This window comes from Geotalea uraniireducens, assembly GCF_027943965.1.
Lineage (GTDB): Bacteria > Desulfobacterota > Desulfuromonadia > Geobacterales > Geobacteraceae > Geobacter > Geobacter uraniireducens.
In genome coordinates this window covers 1840695-1861259 of record NZ_AP027151.1, presented here as the reverse complement: position 1 = coordinate 1861259, position 20565 = coordinate 1840695, and the positions used below count along the sequence as shown (strand labels likewise).

Below are 20565 nucleotides of genomic sequence, written 5' to 3'. Positions count from 1 at the left end.
TGAACTAGCGTTGTTTTTCTTTTACGTCCCATTTAGGTAACAGACCCATCGTCATATAGCCAACCGGTCTAGCCAATTAACTGGCAGGCAATTTTTAGAATTTATTTAGCCAATATTTTTAAAAAGTTACAGGGTAGTCACGCGCGAATCAACCACGGTGTTTTAACCGAACATTTTCTAACTAACAGTAATGACATGGTGTTTTTTCGCGGAGTAGCTTCGGGAAAAGACCGTGGCAGGAAAAAATAACTCGATCGCCGGCCGGCGCGCCTTCGGCGGTCAGTCGACGGCAGCGCCGTCACAACGGCAAGGGGGACTCCGGGAGGGAACCGGCATCGGCCATGAGAGCGGAGAAATCGCGCCGGACGGCGCAGGAGTGGAATTTACGGCGAGTTTTGGGACGAGGTACAATCGGTGGTCGGCTGCCAGAGCCGGGCGCGGCGCTGGGCCGCCAGCAGTTCGAAAGGGGTCAGCCGGCCGGCAAGCCGCTCTTTCAGCGCCGCCGCTTCGCCATCGCCGCCGGCAATGGCCAGGTTGAACCACATCATTGCCTGGACACGGTCCGCCGCCACCAGCCGCCCGGCGGCATAGAGGACTCCCAACTGGCGCTGTGCCGGCGCATAGCCCCGGTCGGCGGCATAATGGTACCAGCCGACCGCCGATTCGCCCGGCGGCGGCGCCACATTCCCGTCATCGAGCAGTTGGCCGAGAGCAAAGGCGGCCGGGAGGCTGCCGCGGGAGGCCGCCTTGTGGAACCAGCGCGCCGCGTCGGCGTCGTTGCGCGGTATCCCGCGCCCATCGTGGATTAGCGTCCCGAGCCGGAATTCGGCGTCGGGCAGATGCCGGCCGGCCGCCATCAGGTAGAGCCGGGCGGCGGCGGCATCGTCGCCGGGAACGCCGCACCCCGTTTCGTACAGCACCCCGAGGCGATACTGCGCTTCGGCGACCCCCTGGCGGACGGCGAGGTCGTACCAGCGGGCGGCAATGGTGCAGTTCCGCGCCATCCCCCGCCCCTCCTCGGCCATCAGCCCCAGATAATACTCGGCTTCGCCGTAACCGAGGGCGGCCGCCATCCGGAACCACTTCACCGCCTCGACGTCGTTCGCCGCCCCGCCGGCCAGCCGGCTGGCGATGCCCAGCCGGGTCAGCGCCGCCGCATCCCCCTCGGCCTCCCGGGAGTAGAACGGGGAATTTCGCTCCGCTTCCGCTTGGTTCTGCAACTGCAGCACTTTCCGGGGATCGTAACCCTCGTGGCCCGCGGCGGTTGATACCGCCCCACTCCCGACAATCGCCAGCAATCCGGGAATAATCAGCTGCCAGCGCCAGTTTGCCGTCATTACCCCTCCCTGTGGTGGAAAAGCTCTCCGCGAAGTCAAAAACACGACACCTGTCGAGCGCAGCGCTCGACAGTGCCCCTGTCCGCCGCCATGCAAAGCCTAAACCAATTAAAATGGTCTTACCATATTCATCAAGGGGAATCGGGTCGATTTGAGGGAGGGGGCAAGGGGGAGGGCGATTTTTCGGCGCTGCTGCCAATAGAACCCGGGCACCCACAGGGGGGTGCCCCTACGAAGACGTAATTCCTTCCGTAGGGGCAGGCCCCCGTACCTGACTAGGACGTGACACCGTGCCCACATATCAGGCCACCCACAGGGGGGCGGCCCCATACCTGTCCCCCCTCCCTTCGACGGGAGGGGGCGAGGGGGAGGGTGAACTAACGGTGGGCAAACAACTCAGGCGCGGCGGCGGAGTTCCAGGTCCTGGCGGACCAATTGTTCGAGCGCGGCGGCGAAGAAGTCGCGGCGACAGTCGACGCCGTCGATGGCGCCGGTCCGCAGCTTGCGCAGCAGCCGGCAGCCGCCGAAGCAGAGGGGGAGATAGGGGCAGTCGAGGCATTCGTCGGTCCGCCAGACGTTGAGGTTGTGGGAGGCGGCGTAGTCGCCGACGCCGTCGGCCAGGGTGCCGACCGCCAGCTCCGGCCACCCCATGAAGGCGGGGCATTTGTAGAGGGTGCCGTCGTAGTTGACCACCAGGTCGTTGGCAAACTCGACCATGCAGGCGGCCATGGTCGGTTTCGGGGTGTCGAAGCCGCGGCGGAGGATCTCCTCGCGGAGGTAGAGGGCCGCCTCCACCAGCCACGGCTCGTTGGCCGAGAAGCAGCCGGCGTGATCGGTGGCGGCGCCGCCCCCCGCCTTGGGGATGATCGGGCTGAACTGGACCGCCCGCACCTTCTCAGGGGTGATCCCCTCGGCCAGCAGCTGGTCGAGAAGCCGGGGGAACTCCCGGTAGCTGTCGCGGCCGAAGTTGCCGCCGATCCGGAGCGGCACCAGGTCCCAGACCGCCTTGACATTGGCGAGGATGGTATCGAAGCTCCCCTTGCCGGAGACGAAGGGGCGCTGGCGGTCGTGGACCTCCCGCGGGCCGTCGAGGGTGATGCTCGCCCCGCTCAGCCCCAGCGGCAGCAGCTCCTCCGCCACCGCCCGGGTCAGCAGGGTGCCGTTGGTCACCAGGCCGAAGGAGAACTTCACCCCCAGCTCGCGGGCCGCGGCACCGAGCGGCGCGGCAATCTCCCGCAAAAGCGACCGGGAGAGGAGCGCCTCGCCGCCGTAGAATTCCAGCGCCACCTCCCGCCCCTCGGCCAACTGCTCGCGGCGGACCGTCTCCACCAGCAGCCGCGCCGTCTCCGGGGTCATAAAGTGCCGGCCGCGAAAGGGATCTTCGTAACAGTAGGGACAGGCCAGGTTACAGTCGAGATTGAGGACCACCAGGGCATTGAAGCGCCGGCGCCGCAGGTTGGTCCGCTCCACCGCCGCCGCCATCGCCGCCCGCTCCGCCGCCGGATCGTCGACGACGATCTCCAGCCGTCGCAGTCGCTCCGCCTCGGCCGGCGCCAGCGTCCCCGCCCGCGCCGCCGCCAGCAGCGCCGCCGACAGCCGGACCACCGCACCCTTCTTGGTCGAATAGAGGAGGAAACTGCCCGGCTTCTCCGGACAGGGGTAGATAGTCAGATAACGGGAAAGGGGCATAAGACCTCGACATTACGGGTACGGGAAAATGGGCTGCTACCGATCGGGGCAAAATTTGTCACCGGACCGTGTCAACTTTCAGACAGGATGGCCGGTTAATGGGGGGTATTCAGAGAAAGTTTCGGGGAGCCGAAGCTCCCCGAGGTGAAGGTATTGATGCGAATCAATTGAGTCGCGCCATGTTGGCAGCACAGCAGGTGTTTACTTCGGCAGCGTTTTCCGCTCCCTCGTCAAGGACTTCCAACTCACGATTTTCCAATTCCATAACAAGCTCCCTCCCATTGAAGAAAATCCATCCCGGCGGGATGGTCCTGCACACGGAACGCTGGACAAGGGGGCGGGAATTTGTTACGGTAGCGCCGCCCTGTCCCGGATAAGCGCGGTAGAACCGCTAGTTAATCGGGCAAGCACGATACATGCCACTACCTTTGGAGAGTCTTGGTGTTCCGTCTTCGCCGCCACATCCCGCTGCTCTGCCTCGTGACCCTGCTTCTCGGGGCCGTCGCCCCCGCCTGGGCGGAGGGTGACGCGGAGTTGCAGGCCCTCGGGCTGTTGGGGGGCGACGAAGAGCAGACGACCACCACCGCCCGGATCCCCCGGCCGATCTCCCGGATCGCCGAAAACGTCACCGTCATCACCGCCGAGCAGATCGCCCGCCTCAACGTCCACACCCTGGCCGAGGTGCTGCAGACCGTCCCCGGCATCCAGCTCTCCAACCCACGCACACCGGGGAGCTTCACCTTCTTCGACCTCCAGGGGGCGCCGAGCGCCCACGTCCAGGTGCTGGTGGACGGCATCCGCCAGAACGACCTGATTGAGAACAACCCGGAGATCGGCCTGATCCCGGTGCAGCAGATCGAGCGGATCGAGATCGTCAAGGGGGCCGCCTCCGCCGCCTGGGGCCAGGCCCTCGGCGGGGTGATCAACGTCATCACCAAATCCCCCGATCCGGACCGCCAGGCCGGCGGCGAGCTATTCGCCTCGGCCGGCGAGCGGCTGACCACCGACCTGCGGACCGAACTGAGCGGCACCGTCGGCCGTGTCGGCTACTACCTCTCCGGCGGCAACCTCCACTCCGACGGGCTCCTCCCCAACAACGGCGTCGACAACAACAACGGCCACGGCAAGGTCGTCTACACCCTCCCGGAAGACGGCAGCCTCACCCTCGGCGTCGACTACCGGAGTGCCTCGCGGGGAGTTCTCGAATGGCCCGCCTACGACATCCATGACAACGCCGACACCCGGAGCCTCAACAGCTACCTGGCGTTCAACTATCAACTCGCCGACAACCTGACCCTCGACCTGACCACCTTCTTCACCCAGAAGGAAACCGACTACTTCGGCCGCAACTGGAGCGACGGCGCCCTGGTCTACAACCCGGAAAGCCGGGAAAAGACCGGCGGCGGCAACGCCCGGCTCACCTGGGGGGACAGCGACTACAACCTGGTGACCGGCTTGGAGTACGAACACGCCCAGGTCACCACCACCGAGACGATCATCAAGGCCGACCTGCTCGACCGGCGCTTCGACCGCTGGAGCGGCTACGCCAACGGCGCCGTCACCCTCGGCCGCTTCACCTTCCTCCCCGGCTTCCGCCTCGACCACAACGGCATCGGCAGCAACTACTTCAGCTACACCGCCGGCCTCACCTGCCGGCTCACCGACGGCACCGTCCTGCGCGGCTACACCGCCAACGGCTACAGCCTCCCCTACGCCCTGCTCAACCAGAGCCACGGCCTGCAGAAGGTCTGGACCGCCCAGGCGGGCGTCGAGAGCAGCGACGTCCCCTACCTCTGGCTGAAGGGGACCGTCTTCTACAACAAGATCAGCAACGTCGAGGTGGCCGATTTCACCACCGGCGAGGTACTGCTCCACCGCCAGGTCCGCCAGGGGTTCGAGCTGGAAGCGCGGACGATCCCGCTCTATGGCCTGTCGCTGCGCGGTGGCTATACCTTCACCGACGCCTACGACCACGATAGCGGCCAACGGCTGTCGGACGTGCCGCGCCAATCGGCCAAGCTGGCGGTCGACTACGACAGCCGGGAGCTGGGGTTGAAGGGGACCCTGAGCGGCAACTACGTCTGGTGGAACGCCTCGGCCGATTATCAGGGACGCTACACCGCCCTCCTCTGGGACCTGACCCTGACCAAGCGGCTTTTCCCGGACGACGACCTGTCGCCGGAGCTGTTCTTCTCGGTCCATAACATCTTCAACGGGTCCCAGTACGATCAGACCTATTACAAAAACCCCGGCCGCTGGCTGGAGGGGGGAGTGAGGTGGCGCTTTTGAGGGCCCTGATCTTCGCCATCCTCCTTGCCCTGCTCCTCCCCGCCTGGGCGTGCGCCTACGACGTGCTGGTGGTGGAGAGCCGCCGCGACCCGGTGGCCGAGGAAGTGCTGCGCGGCTTCCGCAGCACCCACGACTGGAAGCTGCGCATCATCCCCCTGGCCGACTACGCCGAGGTGGACGTGGCGCGGATCGTCCGGGAGGACCGCCCCGACCTGGTGCTGACCATCGGCGATGACGCCCTGGCCGCCACCCGGAGCGTCCGCCAGACCCCGGTGGTCGCCGTTCTCTCCCTGGCGTTGCGCGACCTCTACGGCCGGCGGTCGAACCTGACCGGCGTCGACATCGACCTCGATCCGAACCGCTATTTGGCCCTCTTCGACGCCCTGCGCCGTTCGCGGGTCGGGGTGATCTACGATCCGGCCCGGAGCGGCCAGTACCTGAACCGCGCCGCCAATCAGGCCACCCGTTACGGCATCGACCTGGTGGAGCGGAAAATCCGCAATCCGAAGGAGACCATCGGGCAGCTTGCTGCCTTGAAAGGAAAGATTGACGCCATCTGGCTGATCCCCGACCCGACGGCAGTGACCCAGCAGACCGCCGAATCCTACTTCCTCTTCTCCCAGGAACAGCGGGTACCGGTGGTGGCCTTCGCCCCGGTCTATCTGCGGCTCGGCGCCGCGGTGGTGCTGGAACTGGACCGCTACGACCTCGGCCGCCAGGCGGGCGAGATCGCCCAGCGGATCACCCGGGGGACCCCGCCGGCATCGATCCCGCTGGCCGCCCCCCGCCGCTTCATCCTCAAGAGCAATCCGAGCATTCTCAAGCATCTGCAAATCCCGGCCGCGGCGCTGGAACGGCTGGCGGACGACCGGATCGGCCAATGACGTTCCTGAGCCGGATCGCCCACTTTCGCGCCAGCTTCCGCTACCGGCTGTTTCTCACCTTCACCGCCGTCACGGCGGGCATCACCATCCTTTTCACCACCCTGTTCGTCGCCCGCGAGATCCACGGCTACCGCGCCCTGCTCCAGGAAAAGGCGGCGCTCCTCGCTTCCCTGCTGGCCAACGACATCCGCCTCAACCTCTATGCCGAGGACCGCTCGGCCCTCGAACGGCGAGCGGACCGGGCGCTGGAAACCCCGGGGGTAGCTGGCGTCTTCATCATCAACGGCGAGGGGATCGTGATGCTGGAACGGCAACGGAAGGGGGTGCGGGATAACAGCTCCGTGATCAGCGCCTGGGTCCCAGTCTTCGCCGGCACCCTGTCATCCTCCGCCGAATCGGCCCTGACCGGCATCTCACCCCAGGCACAGCCGATCGGCAAGGTCCGGCTCGACATGGAAACCACCGAGCTGACCCGCAAGATCACCGTGCTGATATGCTTCGCCATTGTCTCGGCCGTCTGTTTCTGGGCCTTGGTTTCTTTCTTCAGCTATCTGGCGCTGCGCCGGGTCACCCAGTCGTTCAATGCGCTGATGGACGGCATCGACAAGCTTCGCCAGGGGAACCTGTCGTTTCGGATCGCCGGCAGCGAGCGGGACGAACCGGGGCGGGCAGCGCTGGCCGTTAACGCCATGGCCGCCTCGCTCCTGGACCGGGAAGCTGAAAACGAGCGGCTGCAGAAGGAACTGCTCCAGGCGATGCAGCTGGAGGTCCAGGAGGAAAAGCGCCAGGTGATGGCCAAGCTGATCCAGACCAACCGGATGACATCCCTCGGGCTGCTGGTTTCCAGCATGGCCCACGAGATCAACAACCCCAACGGCTCGATCCGGCTGGCCGGTCAGTTCCTCAGCAAAGCCTGGAAAGACGCCACGCCGATCCTGGAAGCGGTCGCCAGCGACGAGGGTGATTTCCAGCTGGGGGGGATTCAGTACAGTGCCGCGCGGGACGAGATCGACAAGGCGCTCGGCACCATCGCCCGCAACACCGACCGGATCGAGCAGGTGATCCGCGACCTGCGGGCCTATGGCCTGGGCGAGCGGAACGAGTTCCGCACCGACGTCGATCCCAACCAGGTGGTCGGCAACGCCCTGGCCATCATCCGCGCCCACGGCCGGCGCTCCAATCTCTCGATCTCCGTCGACCAGGCCGCCAGCCTGCCGGTGATCACCGGCAATGCCAACCAGCTGGAACAGGTGGTGCTCAACCTCCTGATGAACTCCATCCAGGCCCTCCCCGACGGCCAGGGGAACGTCATCGTCGGCACCAGGCTCGACCCCTACACCGGCCAGGTGGTGATCAGCGTCAAGGACGACGGCGAGGGAATCTCCTCCGAAGCAATGAACCATCTCTTCGAGCCGTTCTTCTCCACCCGGATCGAGCGGGGGGGGAGCGGCCTCGGCCTCTACATCACCAGTTTCATTGTCAGCGAACACAAGGGCCGGATGGAAGTCGAATCAGGCGTCGGCGCCGGCACCACCGTCCGGGTTTTCCTCCCCCCCACCACTCCGACCGAACCGGCCGAATAACCCCTAGATCATCTTTGGCAGAAAGTCGCCCCTTTGCCGGGGGCGCGCGGAGGAGGCCCTTCCGGGCCAGGGTTTAGCGGTGAAGAACCTCGCCGGCTACGGTTCACCCTCACCCCGGCCCTCTCCCATGAAGGGAGAGGGCGATGAAAACGCGCCCCTCCACCACGATAAACGTAAAGCGAGATAAAGACGCCCTCTTCCGCGACAAGAGAAAGGGATGGGCGATGAAGACCTGCCCATTTCAGCGACAAAAGGGAGCGATAAGAAGCCCCCTCCCCCTCGATGGGGGAGGGCTGGGGAGAGGGAGAATCGGGCAGATCTGCCGGAGGGCATCCCTCTGATGAGGGAAGCTGCGATGGTGGCAGCGGTCAGCTGTCCGTCCCGCCGGCGCCGGCGAGTTGGATGGTCTGGTCGGTGATCTCGGTGAAGGCAACGTCGTGACTGATCAGGAAGAGCTGGTCGTACCAGTGTTCAGTCAGCTCCTCCCGGCCGACGTCGATGGCCCGAAAGGCGTGGGCGAGGTTTTCCCGCCGGGCGGCGTCGAGGTTGGAGGTCGGCTCGTCGAAGAAGGCGATCCGGGCGCCGACCGTCTGCAGCAGGGCGAGCCGCAGCGCCACCACCGCGCTCATCGTCTGGCCGCCGGAGAGCTGGTCGTCGCTCCGTTCCCGCACTCCTCCTTCCTGGAGGTCGCGGAGAACGATCTGGTACCCCTCTCCCCAGACCAGTTCCTCGTCGGTCTCGGCGATGGTCCGGTAGATCCGGTCGGCCCGCTGGCCGATCTCTTCCCGGAACCGTTCCGAGAGCTGGCCGGAGACGTTCTTGAAGACCTGGTTGCGGAGGAACTTGACCAGCGTTTCCCGCGCGGTGCAGGCTGCCTGCTCTTCCCGCTTCCGGCCGATCTCGGCGACGATCTCCCGCAGCCGGCCGAGTTCGCCGGCGAGCCGCTGCCGTTCCCGCTCCAGGTCGTCGAGCTGCTGGCGCAGCGTGGCCACCCCGGCGACCAGCGTCTCTTTCTGTTGGCGAAGTTCCTCGTGCCGCGCCGGCTGGTAGGCGGCCCGGAGCCGTTCCGCCTCGGCCTGCTGCGCCGCCAGCTGCGCCTGCAGCTCCGCCAGCCGGCCCTGGTAGCGGACCAGGGTCTGCTGCCGACTCGCCAGTTCGCCGGCGGCCTGCTCGTTGGCCTGGCAGGCATCGCGGGCCGGCTGGTGGCGGCTCCGCTCCTCCTCGGCCCGGACGATTTCGTCATCCAGCTCGGCAAAGGGGGCCAGTTCCTGCCGCCGGCCGGCCACCAGCGCCGCCGCTTCGTCCCGGCGTGCCGCCCGTTCCGCCAGCCCGGCCCGCCGCTCCGCCAGCTGCCGCTGCCGCTCGACGAGGGCCGCCAGCTGCTTCTCCAGTTCCTGGCCGCGCACCCGGCGGGCGGCCAGTTCCCGCTCCGCTCCTTCGGCGGCGGCCAACCCGGCGGCGCCGTCGGCGATCGCCGCGTCGAGCCGGGCCAGTTCCCGGTCGAGGGTGGCGAAGCGGTCGTCGAACAGGTCGCCGGGCGCCCCGGCCGCCAGGTTCCGGCACGGTTCGCCGAGAAACGGGCAGACCCCGGCGCCAAGTTTCGCCGCGCCTTCCTCCAGCCCGGCCCGCCGGCCGGTCAGGCGCGCCCGTTCCCCCTTCCGCCGCTCCAGTTCGTCCCGTAACGCCGGCAACCGAGCGGCCGTCGCGGCAAGCTCCCCGTCGGCCGCCAGCTCCCGCCGGGCGGCGGTCAGCCGCTCACCCTCCGCCGCCAGCTGGGCCTCCGCCGTCGCCAGTTCCCGCACTTCCAGTTCGTACGCCTCGGCCAGCCGGACCGCCAGCCGGTCCAGTTCGCCGATCTCCCGCTCGATGGCCCGGCGCTGCCGCTCCCGCTCCCGCAAGCCGGTCAGTAGCTGCTCGGCCCGCTGGAAGGCCTCCCGGCCCGGGCGATTCGCCGCCACCGCCGCCGCAGCCGCCTCCGCCTGCTCGACGAGCCGCTGCTGGCTTGCCACGTATTCCCGGCCCGCTTCGAGCTGGGTGGCGGTCTGCCGGGCAGCCCCCTCCGCCGCCTCCAGCAGCTCCTTGCGCCGTTCCTCTTCGCCGAGCCGTTCGGTCGCCTGGCGGAGGGCAGTCTCCCGGGCCAGCAGTTCCTCCTGGCGCGCCGCCCGGGCGGCGATCGCCCCGGCCAGTGCCTCCTCCCGCGCCGGCAGCTCCGCCACCTGCTCCTCTTTTGCCGCCAGCTCGGCGGCCAGCACCTTGAGCCGCTCCTGCACCGCCGCCAGCAGCGCACTGGTCCCCTTGAAGGTCTTCCGCCAGGCGTCAATGCCGAGAATCTCGTCGAAGGCTTCCTGGCGCTTGGTCGGCTGGCGGATGACGAAGGGGCCGAGGAAGTCGTTCTGGAACGGGCCGATCACCAGCTTGAACTGCTCCGCCAGCGGCCGGCCGTTGTCCAGGCCGAGCAGCTCGGCAAGCCGCGCCGCCGTTTCTTCGCTTTTGGCGTGCTCTTCCACCTCGAAGGCGCCCCCCTGCTCTTTCGCCAGGAGCCACTTGGCCGGGGTGCCGACGGTTCGGGTCACCCGCCAGGTTTCGCCGCCGTCGGTGCGGAAGGTCACCGCAACCTCCCCCTTCCGGGCGCCGATCGAAAGGAACCGCTCGGCGTTGGTGACGAAATCGCGGGCATCCACCCCGAACAGCGCATAGCCGATCGCCTCGAAGATCGTGCTCTTGCCGGCGCCGTTCGGTCCGGAGAGGACATTGATCCCCGGCGCGAAGACCAACACGGCATCCCGGTGGGATTTAACGTTTTTCAGCTGGAGCGAGATGATTTGCATGGTGGCCTTATGAGTGGTGTTCGAGGAGCGCCAACAGCTCCTCCCCTTCCACGTCTCCCTTGAGCACCTGGTCGCGGATTGCCAGGGCGAGCCGGACCAGTTCGTCCTCCCGCCCCCGGTAGTCGCTTCGGCTGCCGATCAGCTCCCGGAGCACCTCCCGCTCAATCTCGGCCAGGCTCTTCTTTTCGGTGACCGCGCCGCCGCCGGCACTGACCAGCGACAGGTGGTTGCGGATCTCGACGTGGAGCGGCGCGCAGAGCTCGTCGAGGACCAGCCGCAGCCTCTCGCGCCCCAGTTCGAAGGGGTGGAAGCCGACCCGGCCGGTGAGCCGCAGTTCCAGGAGCGGCCGCCGGTCGTCGGCCAGCGGGCCGAGCTTGTCGGCAATCCGGGCACGGAACCGCTCCAGGGCGGTCTCGGCATCGGCGGCACCCTCCAGGTCGACGGTCAGCGAATACATCGGCCGCGGCGCGGTGGGGCGAAATTCGTGGCGGTAGTCGTCCCCGTCGACGGTAACCAGATAATACCCCTTGTCGTAGCGCTCTTCGCCGAAATTGACCCGCTCCGGCGCCCCCGGATTGAAGGCATAGGGGCGGCCGGCCGGGGTACTGACGATGTACGGCTTGTGGCCGTGGCCGAGGGCGACGTAGTCGAAGACCTCCGCCAGCGGCAGCGCCTCGTCGGGCTGCATGTTGCCGATCTCCACCGGCGAATAGCTCCAGATGCCGACATGGAAGAGGAGAAGGTTGCGGGTGGTCGTCACCGCGGCGCAGATCCGCGGCACGTGGTTCCCCGCCTGGGCGCCGATATAGCCGAGGCCGTAGATGTTCAGCCCCTTGAGCGTCAGCTGCCCCCCCAGCCCGCTTTCCGGATCGAAGGGGTCGAAGCGGTAGCCGCCGTCGGCGGTGCGGGTCGGCCGGAGCAACGCCAGGTAGCCCATCTGCGACAGTGCCTCCATCCAGGAGATGCTGTCGCGGCGGTGGATCCAGTCGTGGTTCCCTTCGACGGCAATACAGGGGATGCCGGCATCCTTGAGCGGCTGGAGGGTTTCGATGGTCAGGGCGAAGGTCCGGGGGAGAATCTGGCCGGTATGGAACAGGTCGCCGGCAATCAGCACGAAGTCGACCCGCTCGCGGAGCGCGTCGGCGACGAGGGTCGCCAGGCAGCGGAAAAAGTCGGCATAGCGCTCCGCCTCACCGGGGGAGTTGCGGTAGCTCTTGCCGAGATGCAGGTCGGCAGTATGGAGAAAACGGACAGTCATGGGGACACTTTCGGGCGGATGATCTCAGCGGCAAACTTACCATAAAGGCATCCCGGCAACAATGGCTAACCGCGGGGGTGGCAGCAACAGATTTGTTGAGGCCGACAATCAACAACCGGGCCGGCCGACCTTGCCAAGCGGGGCAATGATATTACGGGCTTAAACAACTTCTTGTTATTTTTTAACTAGTTGCAAACTTATTTTCTTGACAGCCGCGCTCGGTTAGTATTTGATGCGTCTAATTTTGTATCGTTAATTATCAGATATTACTTTTCAAAGAGCCCACCCTGAAAGGACTCCGGCATGAAAAGAACCGCCCCCTCCCTCCTCGCCGTCACCGTGGCCCTGCTGTTCGCCACCGTCACCGTGGCGACAGCAAAGGTCCCGCCGCCACCGGTCAACCAATACCTCGGGCTCTACGACACCGATTTCGGCGCCCTGACCCGGAGCAGCTGCCTGGCGTGCCACGGCAGCGACCAGGTGTTGGTCCTGCGGCATCACGCACTGCTCAACAACGTGGCTCCCGCCAAGACTTACGACTGCCTGACCTGCCACACCCTGGTGCCGGACGGCAGCGGCGGCTACCTCTTCGCCGACTTCCGGACCTGCGAGAACTGCCACAGCACATCGCCGCACCATACCACGACCGCCGCGGTCGAGCGGCACTGCACGGTCTGTCACGGCAGCTTCGTCGACGATTACGACGACGGCCACCCGATCCCGACCTATACCCCGTCGGCCGTCACACCGGGGATCACCGGCGACGCCTACACCGACCCGGTGACCGGCGAGCAGAAGATCACCGGCGGCTGCGGCGCCTGTCACCAGCCCGACGCCACGGCGATCGATCCGGCCACCGGCACGGTCCGCCCCATCCTCAGTAACCGGGAGACCCATCACGCCACCCATCTCGCCTGCGCCACCTGCCACCCGGTCCATGGCGGGGTGCTGGATATCCGGGGCTGCGAAAGCTGTCACGGCATCAGGTCGCTGCACAACATCCAACAGGAAACGCCGGCGCCGGCGAATGTGGGAACCGTGGTGCCGGGACAGGAAGAAGCCGGCTGGGGCCATGTGGGGAGCAACAGCGACTGCAACGGCTGTCACCTGCCGGCAATGTGGGCCGCTTCGGCGACCCCCGCCGGGGCCACCGTGCCGGCGATCGGCGCGCTCAGCAGCCGGACGGTACGGAGCGACCGCTCGACCCTGCTGACCATTGCCGGCGACTCGCTCGTCAACAGTGCGGCGGAAACTACCTATACCCCGACGATACTCCTCGGCAGCGGGCCGACGGCGGTTACCCTGCAACCATCCAGCGTCAGCGCCAACCGGTTGCAGGTAGTCATCCCGCCGCTCCCGCCCGGCAATTACGACCTCCGGGTGGTCAAGGCCGACAAGCGGAGCAACCGGGCCCGGCTGACGGTAGCATTGCTGCCGGCAGTCAAGCAGGCGTCGCTCACCCGCGGCACCGATCTCGTCACCATTATCGGCAGCGGCTTCGGCACCCCCCCGCCCGGCGACTACGCCTCGGGGCTCGGGGTATTCGCCAATGGCGCTGCGGCACGGATCGTCACCTGGTCCGCCACCCGGATCATCGTGACCAGCCCCGGCATCAAAGCCGGCGCGCTGGTCACGGTCAAGACCGTCAACGGCTCGGCAACCGCCAAAGTGCTCCAGCCGACGACCAAGACCCGCCGCTAGTAGAAAGGGAGATCACTCGATGAACAAGACGCTGGCATTTCTCGCTATCCTCGCGTTCGCCCTGACACCGGCGGCCTTTGCCGACTCCGTGGCGAACTCCTTCCATAACCTGGCCCGCACCGGCACCGGTGAATACAAGACCGATGCGTCAGGCACCCAGATGGTCTGCATCTTTTGCCATACGCCGCACAGCCCGGTCCAGCCGGCGCCGTTATGGAACCGTCTCCCCGGTACCGTCGCCGCCGTGTCGTATCGCCTCTACTCCTCGACAACCATGGAGAACAGGGCAGTCCGCAACGGCTTCAGTGCCGACAGCATCTCCCTGCTTTGCCTCAGTTGTCATGATGGCAGCCAGTTGGGCGGCTCGAATCTCCGCATCCAGCCCCTCGACGGCAACAGCATCGTCAGCGGCAGCAACGGCGAAACGGGGATTGCCCCCGGCCGCCCCACCCGGCTCGGCCCCGACCTCAAACGTCACCATCCGGTCAACTTCAACGTTACCGCCAGCGGCGAAGCGAACCGGCTCGGGGAGATCTACCTCTCCTCGGGAAGGTACGTGATGCAGACCACGGCGGTACTGAACGGTCTGCCGCTCTTTCCGAGCGAACGGGGCGAGCGGACCATCGAGTGCGCTACCTGCCACACCAGTCACGACAACGACAATCCGCCGTTTCTCCGCACCACCATGGAAGGCAACAGACTCTGCCTCGCCTGCCATCTCGAATAGGGAAGCACCGCCGGCGACAAAAAACGGGGGATGGCAATAACGCCATCCCCCGTTCTCCTGCAGTATTCCGCAACCGGCCACCATTGTCGCCGGCCCAGGCCACCCTTCCGTACCGCTCGCGTCCGGCGGCAACGGCCAGACAACGGCGATTGTCGCCGGCGAACGCACTGCTGGACAGCCCGCCGGCCCAGGCGCCGGATCAACCGGGCCGGGCCATGCTCCCATTTGCAGACGGCGCCTGCCGCCAGTCCCGCGCCACAACCCAGCGGCGCGGCCAGTCGGCAAACTCGGCAGGATCGAATGGCTCGTCGAGGATCTCGATATTGACGATCAGTTCCTCGGGGAGAGTCATGGCGCCCTGATTACCGGGGGCTTCGTAATCCCACAGGTCGTAAGAGATGCGGGAACTCTCGCCGCCGTTTACCGACCAGCAGTCGATCGGTGCGCACTTTGTCACCAGGATCTCCCGGTCGTCCGGCGAAAAAAAATGAACCAGGACTTTCTTGCGATCATGTATCGCTTTAATGAAGGTGTTACGCACAGTCCTCTCCTGAGGGGTAACCCGACGCTACGGGCACAGCGTCCGTTCAGCGGCAGGTCAGGCAGCGGCAGGGCTCGCGGAATCGCCGCCCCGCCTCGTGGCCATGCTCATCGGGGAGGTGATCATGGAGACGCAGCCCCCCGTTCATCGCCGCCGGTGAAGCAAATTCGACGACATCATCGGCGACGGCTCCCCGGAGCCGCAGCAGGTGCGGCCGCCACCCTCCACGGCTTTTCCGCCGCTGGCCCGGCAGGGGGAAGACGGCGATCCGGCTATCTCTCACACTTGTTCCATTCATCGAACAGACGCTGCAACCGGGGGTTAGCCTCGGCGGAGAGCCACAACGAGTTGACGACGCTCTGCTCGTCGATCAGTTCGTAGGTTCCCCGTCCGGCAAACTGGAGTTCCCGCTTGACGATGCTGTTTCGTTCCAGCCAGGCGGAGAACGAGTCGAGAACGGCGCGTTCCGGGGTTCCGGGGACGAGGCTGAAGGCGCCGCAGCGCACAAGCACCATCAGGGTCCTGCAGGCAAGCAGGCCGTACAGCCGTCCTTCGTCGTCGGGTTCCTGGACGAAGATGATTTTTTCGAACATGGTAGGATTGAGCAGACATAGCTCGGGGACTGTCGGGTCGATCTTGTCAACGATCAGTGAGGTATTTCCCCGATGGAGCAGGACAGCTGAAAGCCCGTAAGCCGCGGCATCGCTTATGCCGGCACCAGGGCTGGTTTTCTGCTCGACGGGATGATGCTCGCTGCGACTGGAACGATGCGCTGGAAAGGGGTGACTGGCATTCCCCGGTTGCCGTTCACGAATGACCTTCCATTCGGCGTAGTTGATGACTTTCGATTTTTCCATGGCTGCTACCCGCATCCCGCCCTGCCGCACTCCGCCGACCCGCGCCGGAGCGGGAGAACGGACAGTTTATCCGGTCGCCAGCATTTTCCGCTGCGACAAACCCCGCTGTACCGCCTGAACGAAGGGATACAGATCGTAAGATTTGATATTGACGTCGAAGGCGCCGAGCCGGGCAGACGATTCCATCAGCCGCTGATCGGGCTCGCCGGTATAGATGATGACCGGGATGTTCGGATCGAGCATCTTGACCCTCTCCAGGACATCGATCCCCGACATGGTCGGCATCATGTAGTCGGTAACCACCAGGTCCATCTGGCAGGTCTTGCACCGCTCGATGGCCTCCGCCGGATTGGTGAAGGTATAGACCGTGGCGCCGTACCGCTTCAGATAAATCCCCATGATAAAGAGTAACTCTTCGTCATCATCGATGCATGCGATGTTGCCTTTAAGATCGTAGGACATTTTCGCTCCGTTCTCCACGCCGCTCCCAAGGAGCCCAACGGGAAGAGATTTTAGCTCCGGCGCCGGCCGAAGTGTTCACGACTGTACCGGTCTTGTTTCACGGAGTGTGCCCAACCGCACAACAAATGCATAACTTTCAAATATCATTAAGCTATTTATCGGGTAACGGCATATAAAAGGGGGGTCCGGCGCGGAGAAAGGGGGCGAGAACGGGGCGACAGGGGGGAAAAATCGTAAAATATTTTTACAGCGGACCGGGCATTACAAGGTTTATCAAATAGAATCAACACCTTGCCGGATCGTAAATTTTTTTTACGCCGCCCGGAGAAACGGCTGTAAAGTGGCGCGACATGGGGCTTTGCAGCGGATGGAAAAATTTTTTACACCTGGCGGGGAGGATAGGCAACGACAGGGCCGTACCGGTGCTCAGCCGGCGCCGAGCCGCTTGTTGAGGGTCGGCCGGGTAATCCCGAGCAGCTCCGCGGCCGCGGTCTTGTTGCCGCCGACCGCCTTCACCGCCTCCTCGATAATCAGCCGCTCCACATCCTCCAGCGAGGGGAAGTGTTCGAAGACCGCCTGGAGGGTAAAGACCTTGTCGTAGTTTACCCGCACCGCATGGCGGGGGGGTGACGATGCCGGCAGGATTCCCGGGAAGTCGCCCAGCGTCAGGGTACCGCTCTGGTTGAAGGTGACCGCCTTGTTGACCTTGCTGATCAGCTCGCGGATATTGCCGGGGAATTCATATTCCCGGAGGGCAAGGTCCAGCTCCAGCGAGATTTTCGGCGGCACCTTGTTGAGGGTCCGGGCAATCTCCTTCGAGTAGTGCTTGACCAGCAGGGGGATATCCTCGCTCCGCTCGCGCAGCGACGGGATGTGCAGCTCGTGGAAGCAGAGCCGCTGGTAAAGATCGAGCCGGAACTTGCCGTCGTTGATCAGTTCGGCGAAGTCGCGGTTGGAGGCGGCGACGACCCGGGCATCGCTCTTCGCCAGGACGTCGGAACCGAGCCGGTAGTATTCGTGTTCCTGGAGCAGGCGGAGGAGCTTGACCTGGGATTCGAGACTCAGGTCGCCGATCTCGTCGAGGAACAGGGTCCCCCCCTGGGCCTTGGCGATCAACCCCTCGCGGGGCTCGTTGGCGCCGGTGAACGCCCCCCGCTTGTGGCCAAAGAGGGTATCGGTGAACATCAGGTCGTCGAGCCCGGCCACGTTGAGGGGGATAAACTCCCCGGTCAGGCCGCTTGCCTTGTGGATCGCCCGGGCGATCAGTTCCTTCCCCACCCCGGTTTCGCCGGTGATCAGCACCGGATGGTGGGTCGGGCCGACGGTCTCGATGATTTTGAAGATCGCCCGCATCCGGCTGTTGCAGGTGAGGATGTCGGTGAAGATGTGGGGAGCGGCCAGGGTATCGCTGAGCAGGTACTCCTTCAGCTGGCGGTTCTGCGAGGTGAGTTCGCTCAGCTGGAAGGCCTTGTGCAGGCTGGAGAGGAGCCGCCCCGAGTCGAGCGGCTTGGTGATGTAGTCGAACGCCCCTTCCTTGATGCAGTCGACGACGGTGTCGATGTCGTTGACCGCCGTCATGATGATCACCGGGATGTGGGGATAGCGCTGGACGATGAGCGGCAACAGGTCGGCGCCGGACTTGATCGGCATCACCCAGTCGAGCAGGATGGCGGAAAAGACCCCCCGTTGCAGTTCGTCGAGGACGGTGGTACTGTCGCCGACCGGCAATACGTCGCGGATATCGTTGGATACGAGCAGCAGCCGTACCTTGTCGAGGAAATCGGCATCATCGTCGACGATCATCACCGAATGTTTCTTCTGTCCGCTTTTCACCTCGAGCATCACCGCATCCTCCAGAGCTGACGTTAAGCGGAATTTACCAGTTATTTACCCGCTTGTCATCTCCCAGATGCAGCAAGCACGACAAATATTACATTATTCACAGAATACGGGAGATAGCCGGACCATCCCGGCCCCCGGTCTTAGCCGTCGACCGGCTGCCCGCCGAGAGTAAAGGAGAACGTCGCCCCCTCTCCCACCTTGCCTTCGGCCCGGATGGCCCCGCCATGCCGCTTGATGATCCGCTGAACCGTCGCCAGGCCGATCCCGGTCCCCTCGAACTCGCCGGCGGCATGCAGCCGCTGGAAGGGACCGAACAGCCGGTCGACGTAGGTCATATCGAACCCCGCCCCGTTGTCGCGAACGAAGTAGACTTGCTGGCCGTCCCGTTCGGCAACGCCGAACTCGATCACGGCTGCAGCCTTGTTCCCGGTGAATTTCCAGGCATTGCCGACCAGATTCTCCATGACCGCCCGGAGCAGCGGTTCGTCGCCATGGACCACGACGCCGTCGGCGATAATGCTGGTGACCGTGCGGGTCGGTTCCCGCTCGCGGAGTGAATCGACGATTTCCCGAACCATGGCGCTCAGATCGATGCGCACCATGTTCATCTTCTTGCGGCTGATCCGCGCCAGATCAAGCAGTGCGTCGATCAGTTCCTCCATCTTCAGGCTGGCCCGCTTGATCCGCTGCAGATAATCCTGCCCCTCGTCGCTCAACTGATCGTGGCACTCCTCCAGCAGCACGCTCGAATAGCCGGCGATGTGCCGCAGCGGCGCCTGCAGATCGTGGGAGACCGAATAGCTGAACGATTCCAGCTCGCGATTCGCCTCTTCCAGGGCGCTCCGCTGGCGCAGCAGGTTCTCGTTCAGCCAGCTGATCTCATCCTGGGCCAGTTCCCGCTGGCGCACCTCGGCGGCCAGCCCCTCGTTCGCCACCATCAGTTTCAGGTTCATCCGCTCCAGCTCTTCGGTCCGTTCGCGGATGCGCTGCTCCAGCCCCTCGTTAAGCTGCCGGATCTCCTCCTCGCTCCGCCGCCGCTCGGTAATATCCATGGCAACGCCGAGCGACTGCCCGGGCCGGCCGTCGGCGGAGCGGCGAAATACCGTTTCCCTGCTCCGCAGCCAGCGCCACCCCCCATCCCCCTTCTTCACTCGATATTCGACCTCCAGCGGGGCGGCGGAACTGGCAGTGCGCATCTGCTGCCGGTAAGCATCGAGCGACGGCAGATCGTCGGGATGGAGCAGTTCGACGAACCGCTCCGGCTCCATAGCGATCACTTCCTCCGGCCCGTAACCCAGCAGTTCTCGCGACAGTTCGTTGACGTAGGTGCAGTGCCCCCGGTCGAAATCGTAGAGGTAGATCAGCGCCGGCACCGTTTCGACGATCTTCTCGTTGAAGCGCTTGCTCGCCTCCAGTTCCGCGGTCCGCGCCCGGATCTGCCGCCGGAGGATCAGCACCACCGCGCAGGCCGCCAAAGCCACCGACACCAGGACGCTCCCCCCCCACTTGACCCAGCCCGGCACCTCGGTGCGCGGCTTGAGTCCGACCAGCCATTTATCCAGCGCCGCGTAATACGGGGAGTCCTTGTCCTCCTTAAACTGGACGAGGTACCGGTCGATGGTCTTGAGAATCTCGTCGCTCTCTCCCGGGTGAGCCGCGAAGCGAATCTCGATCGGGTTGAACACTACCGGCGTCATCTTGACCGGGTAGCGCCCGGCGTAGGCCAGGCCGAAAAAGCGGTTGACGATCCCGGCATCGGCCCGCCCCTGGGCGATGGCGCTGAAGACGTCGGCAAACTTGTCCACTTCGACATAGACGGCATTCTTGCCGAACTTGCGGAACATCTCGCGAAACGCCTTCTGGTGCGTATCGCTGTTTACCACCGCAATTCGTTTCCCTTGGAGATCGAGCAACGACTCGATCCGGACCCCCGGCGCGGCATAGATCTGTCCCCAGTTCGACAACGCCGCCACCCGGTTGAAATCGTACCGTTCGGCCCGGTCGGGCGAATAGGCGATCGCCATCAGCAGGTCCAGGTCCCCCTTGTCGAGGCCGGCAAGGCAGTCGTGCCAGGTGCAGGGGACATACTGGATCGTCCACCCCTCTTTGGCGGCGATGTAATTGAGCAGCTCGGGAATAATGCCGTAGGCCTTACCGTCTTCGTCGACCGATGAAATGGGGAGATTCTGCTCGCCGCCAACCCGCAGGACGAGATGGGCGCCGCGGGCCGTCACCGGCAGGAGCGACAAAATCGTTATCAGACCGAGCAGCAAGACGAATGTCTTCAACGGGCAGGACGAAACACGCAACGGAGCCGGCAGCGGCAAAAAGCCGCAGGCGGCCGCACCTTCGCGCGTCATCCCGGTGGGGGAATTATGAAGTGTTGTCTGGGCCATGATGATCCGGATGTTGCGTGGGCCGACAGCAACTGTATCAAAGAGTAACATAGTTTTGTGCCCCGACAAGGCGGGAGTGCCCCCCATTCCGTTGCAATTTGCCCGCTATGACCTACACTTACCGAAAGCCGGGCCGGTTCGGCCGCGGCATCCCCGGCACGGGAGGAGAAC

At 65.0% G+C, this 20565-nt stretch carries 15 protein-coding genes; 5 read left to right on the top strand and 10 right to left on the bottom strand.

The window, feature by feature from the left end; all coding sequences use genetic code 11:
- Window positions 1-383: 383 nt before the first annotated feature.
- Both QMN23_RS08800 and gptM read right to left on the bottom strand, forming a co-directional pair.
- Entirely contained in the window at window positions 384-1337 is a 954-nt protein-coding gene (locus QMN23_RS08800; protein ID WP_282003494.1) for a tetratricopeptide repeat protein, read from the bottom strand.
- Between the two features lie 396 nt (window positions 1338-1733).
- Window positions 1734-3026 (bottom strand): geopeptide radical SAM maturase, encoded by a 1293-nt coding sequence (gptM, locus tag QMN23_RS08795; RefSeq protein ID WP_282003492.1) that lies wholly within the window; start codon window positions 3024-3026, stop codon window positions 1734-1736.
- A gap of 441 nt (window positions 3027-3467) precedes the next feature.
- On the opposite strand from gptM, the gene QMN23_RS08790 reads away from it, so the two are divergent.
- From QMN23_RS08790 to QMN23_RS08780, 3 genes are read left to right on the top strand one after another with little or no spacing between them, the layout of a single operon-like run.
- On the top strand, window positions 3468-5315 hold the full coding sequence (locus QMN23_RS08790) for a TonB-dependent receptor plug domain-containing protein (RefSeq protein WP_282003491.1): 1848 nt from the start codon (window positions 3468-3470) through the stop codon (window positions 5313-5315).
- Complete coding sequence (locus QMN23_RS08785) at window positions 5303-6199, top strand: ABC transporter substrate-binding protein (RefSeq protein ID WP_282003489.1); 897 nt, start codon at window positions 5303-5305, stop codon at window positions 6197-6199. Before QMN23_RS08790 ends, QMN23_RS08785 begins: the two co-directional genes overlap by 13 nt.
- Window positions 6196-7782, top strand: coding sequence for a sensor histidine kinase (locus QMN23_RS08780; RefSeq protein WP_282003487.1), 1587 nt, complete (start codon window positions 6196-6198; stop codon window positions 7780-7782). The genes QMN23_RS08785 and QMN23_RS08780 overlap by 4 nt, the downstream gene beginning before the upstream one ends.
- Before the next feature lie 368 nt (window positions 7783-8150).
- On the opposite strand, the gene QMN23_RS08775 is transcribed toward QMN23_RS08780, so the two are convergent.
- Window positions 8151-10610, bottom strand: coding sequence for an AAA family ATPase (locus tag QMN23_RS08775; protein ID WP_282003485.1), 2460 nt, complete (start codon window positions 10608-10610; stop codon window positions 8151-8153).
- 7 nt (window positions 10611-10617) lie between these two features.
- The gene (locus QMN23_RS08770; protein WP_282003484.1) at window positions 10618-11868 is read right to left on the bottom strand and encodes a metallophosphoesterase family protein; all 1251 of its coding nucleotides are present in this window, start codon (window positions 11866-11868) and stop codon (window positions 10618-10620) included.
- A 303-nt stretch (window positions 11869-12171) separates the two neighbouring features.
- Here QMN23_RS08770 and QMN23_RS08765 point away from each other — a divergent pair, with 303 nt between their 5' ends.
- Together QMN23_RS08765 and QMN23_RS08760 are read left to right on the top strand one after the other, a co-directional pair.
- The gene (locus QMN23_RS08765) at window positions 12172-13569 is read left to right on the top strand and encodes an IPT/TIG domain-containing protein (RefSeq protein WP_282003483.1); all 1398 of its coding nucleotides are present in this window, start codon (window positions 12172-12174) and stop codon (window positions 13567-13569) included.
- A gap of 19 nt (window positions 13570-13588) precedes the next feature.
- Window positions 13589-14296: a cytochrome c3 family protein gene (locus tag QMN23_RS08760; protein ID WP_282003482.1), complete on the top strand. Its 708-nt coding sequence runs from the start codon at window positions 13589-13591 to the stop codon at window positions 14294-14296.
- A gap of 199 nt (window positions 14297-14495) precedes the next feature.
- Here QMN23_RS08760 and QMN23_RS08755 read toward each other — a convergent pair whose 3' ends face one another.
- The 6 genes from QMN23_RS08755 to QMN23_RS08730 form a co-directional block, all read right to left on the bottom strand.
- Window positions 14496-14837, bottom strand: coding sequence for a hypothetical protein (locus QMN23_RS08755; protein WP_282003481.1), 342 nt, complete (start codon window positions 14835-14837; stop codon window positions 14496-14498).
- 46 nt (window positions 14838-14883) lie between these two features.
- A complete protein-coding gene (locus QMN23_RS08750; protein ID WP_282003480.1) occupies window positions 14884-15120 on the bottom strand; it encodes a hypothetical protein in 237 nt (78 codons plus the stop codon).
- Window positions 15110-15694 (bottom strand): hypothetical protein, encoded by a 585-nt coding sequence (locus QMN23_RS08745; protein WP_282003478.1) that lies wholly within the window; start codon window positions 15692-15694, stop codon window positions 15110-15112. The genes QMN23_RS08750 and QMN23_RS08745 overlap by 11 nt, the downstream gene beginning before the upstream one ends.
- Before the next feature lie 66 nt (window positions 15695-15760).
- Window positions 15761-16156 carry a response regulator gene (locus tag QMN23_RS08740; RefSeq protein WP_282003477.1) on the bottom strand — a complete coding sequence of 132 codons (396 nt, stop codon included), beginning with the start codon at window positions 16154-16156 and terminating at the stop codon, window positions 15761-15763.
- 426 nt (window positions 16157-16582) lie between these two features.
- A complete protein-coding gene (locus tag QMN23_RS08735) occupies window positions 16583-17998 on the bottom strand; it encodes a sigma-54-dependent transcriptional regulator (RefSeq protein ID WP_282003475.1) in 1416 nt (471 codons plus the stop codon).
- Window positions 17999-18138: 140 nt separating this feature from the next.
- The gene (locus QMN23_RS08730; RefSeq protein ID WP_282003474.1) at window positions 18139-20445 is read right to left on the bottom strand and encodes an ATP-binding protein; all 2307 of its coding nucleotides are present in this window, start codon (window positions 20443-20445) and stop codon (window positions 18139-18141) included.
- Window positions 20446-20565 lie beyond the last annotated feature (120 nt).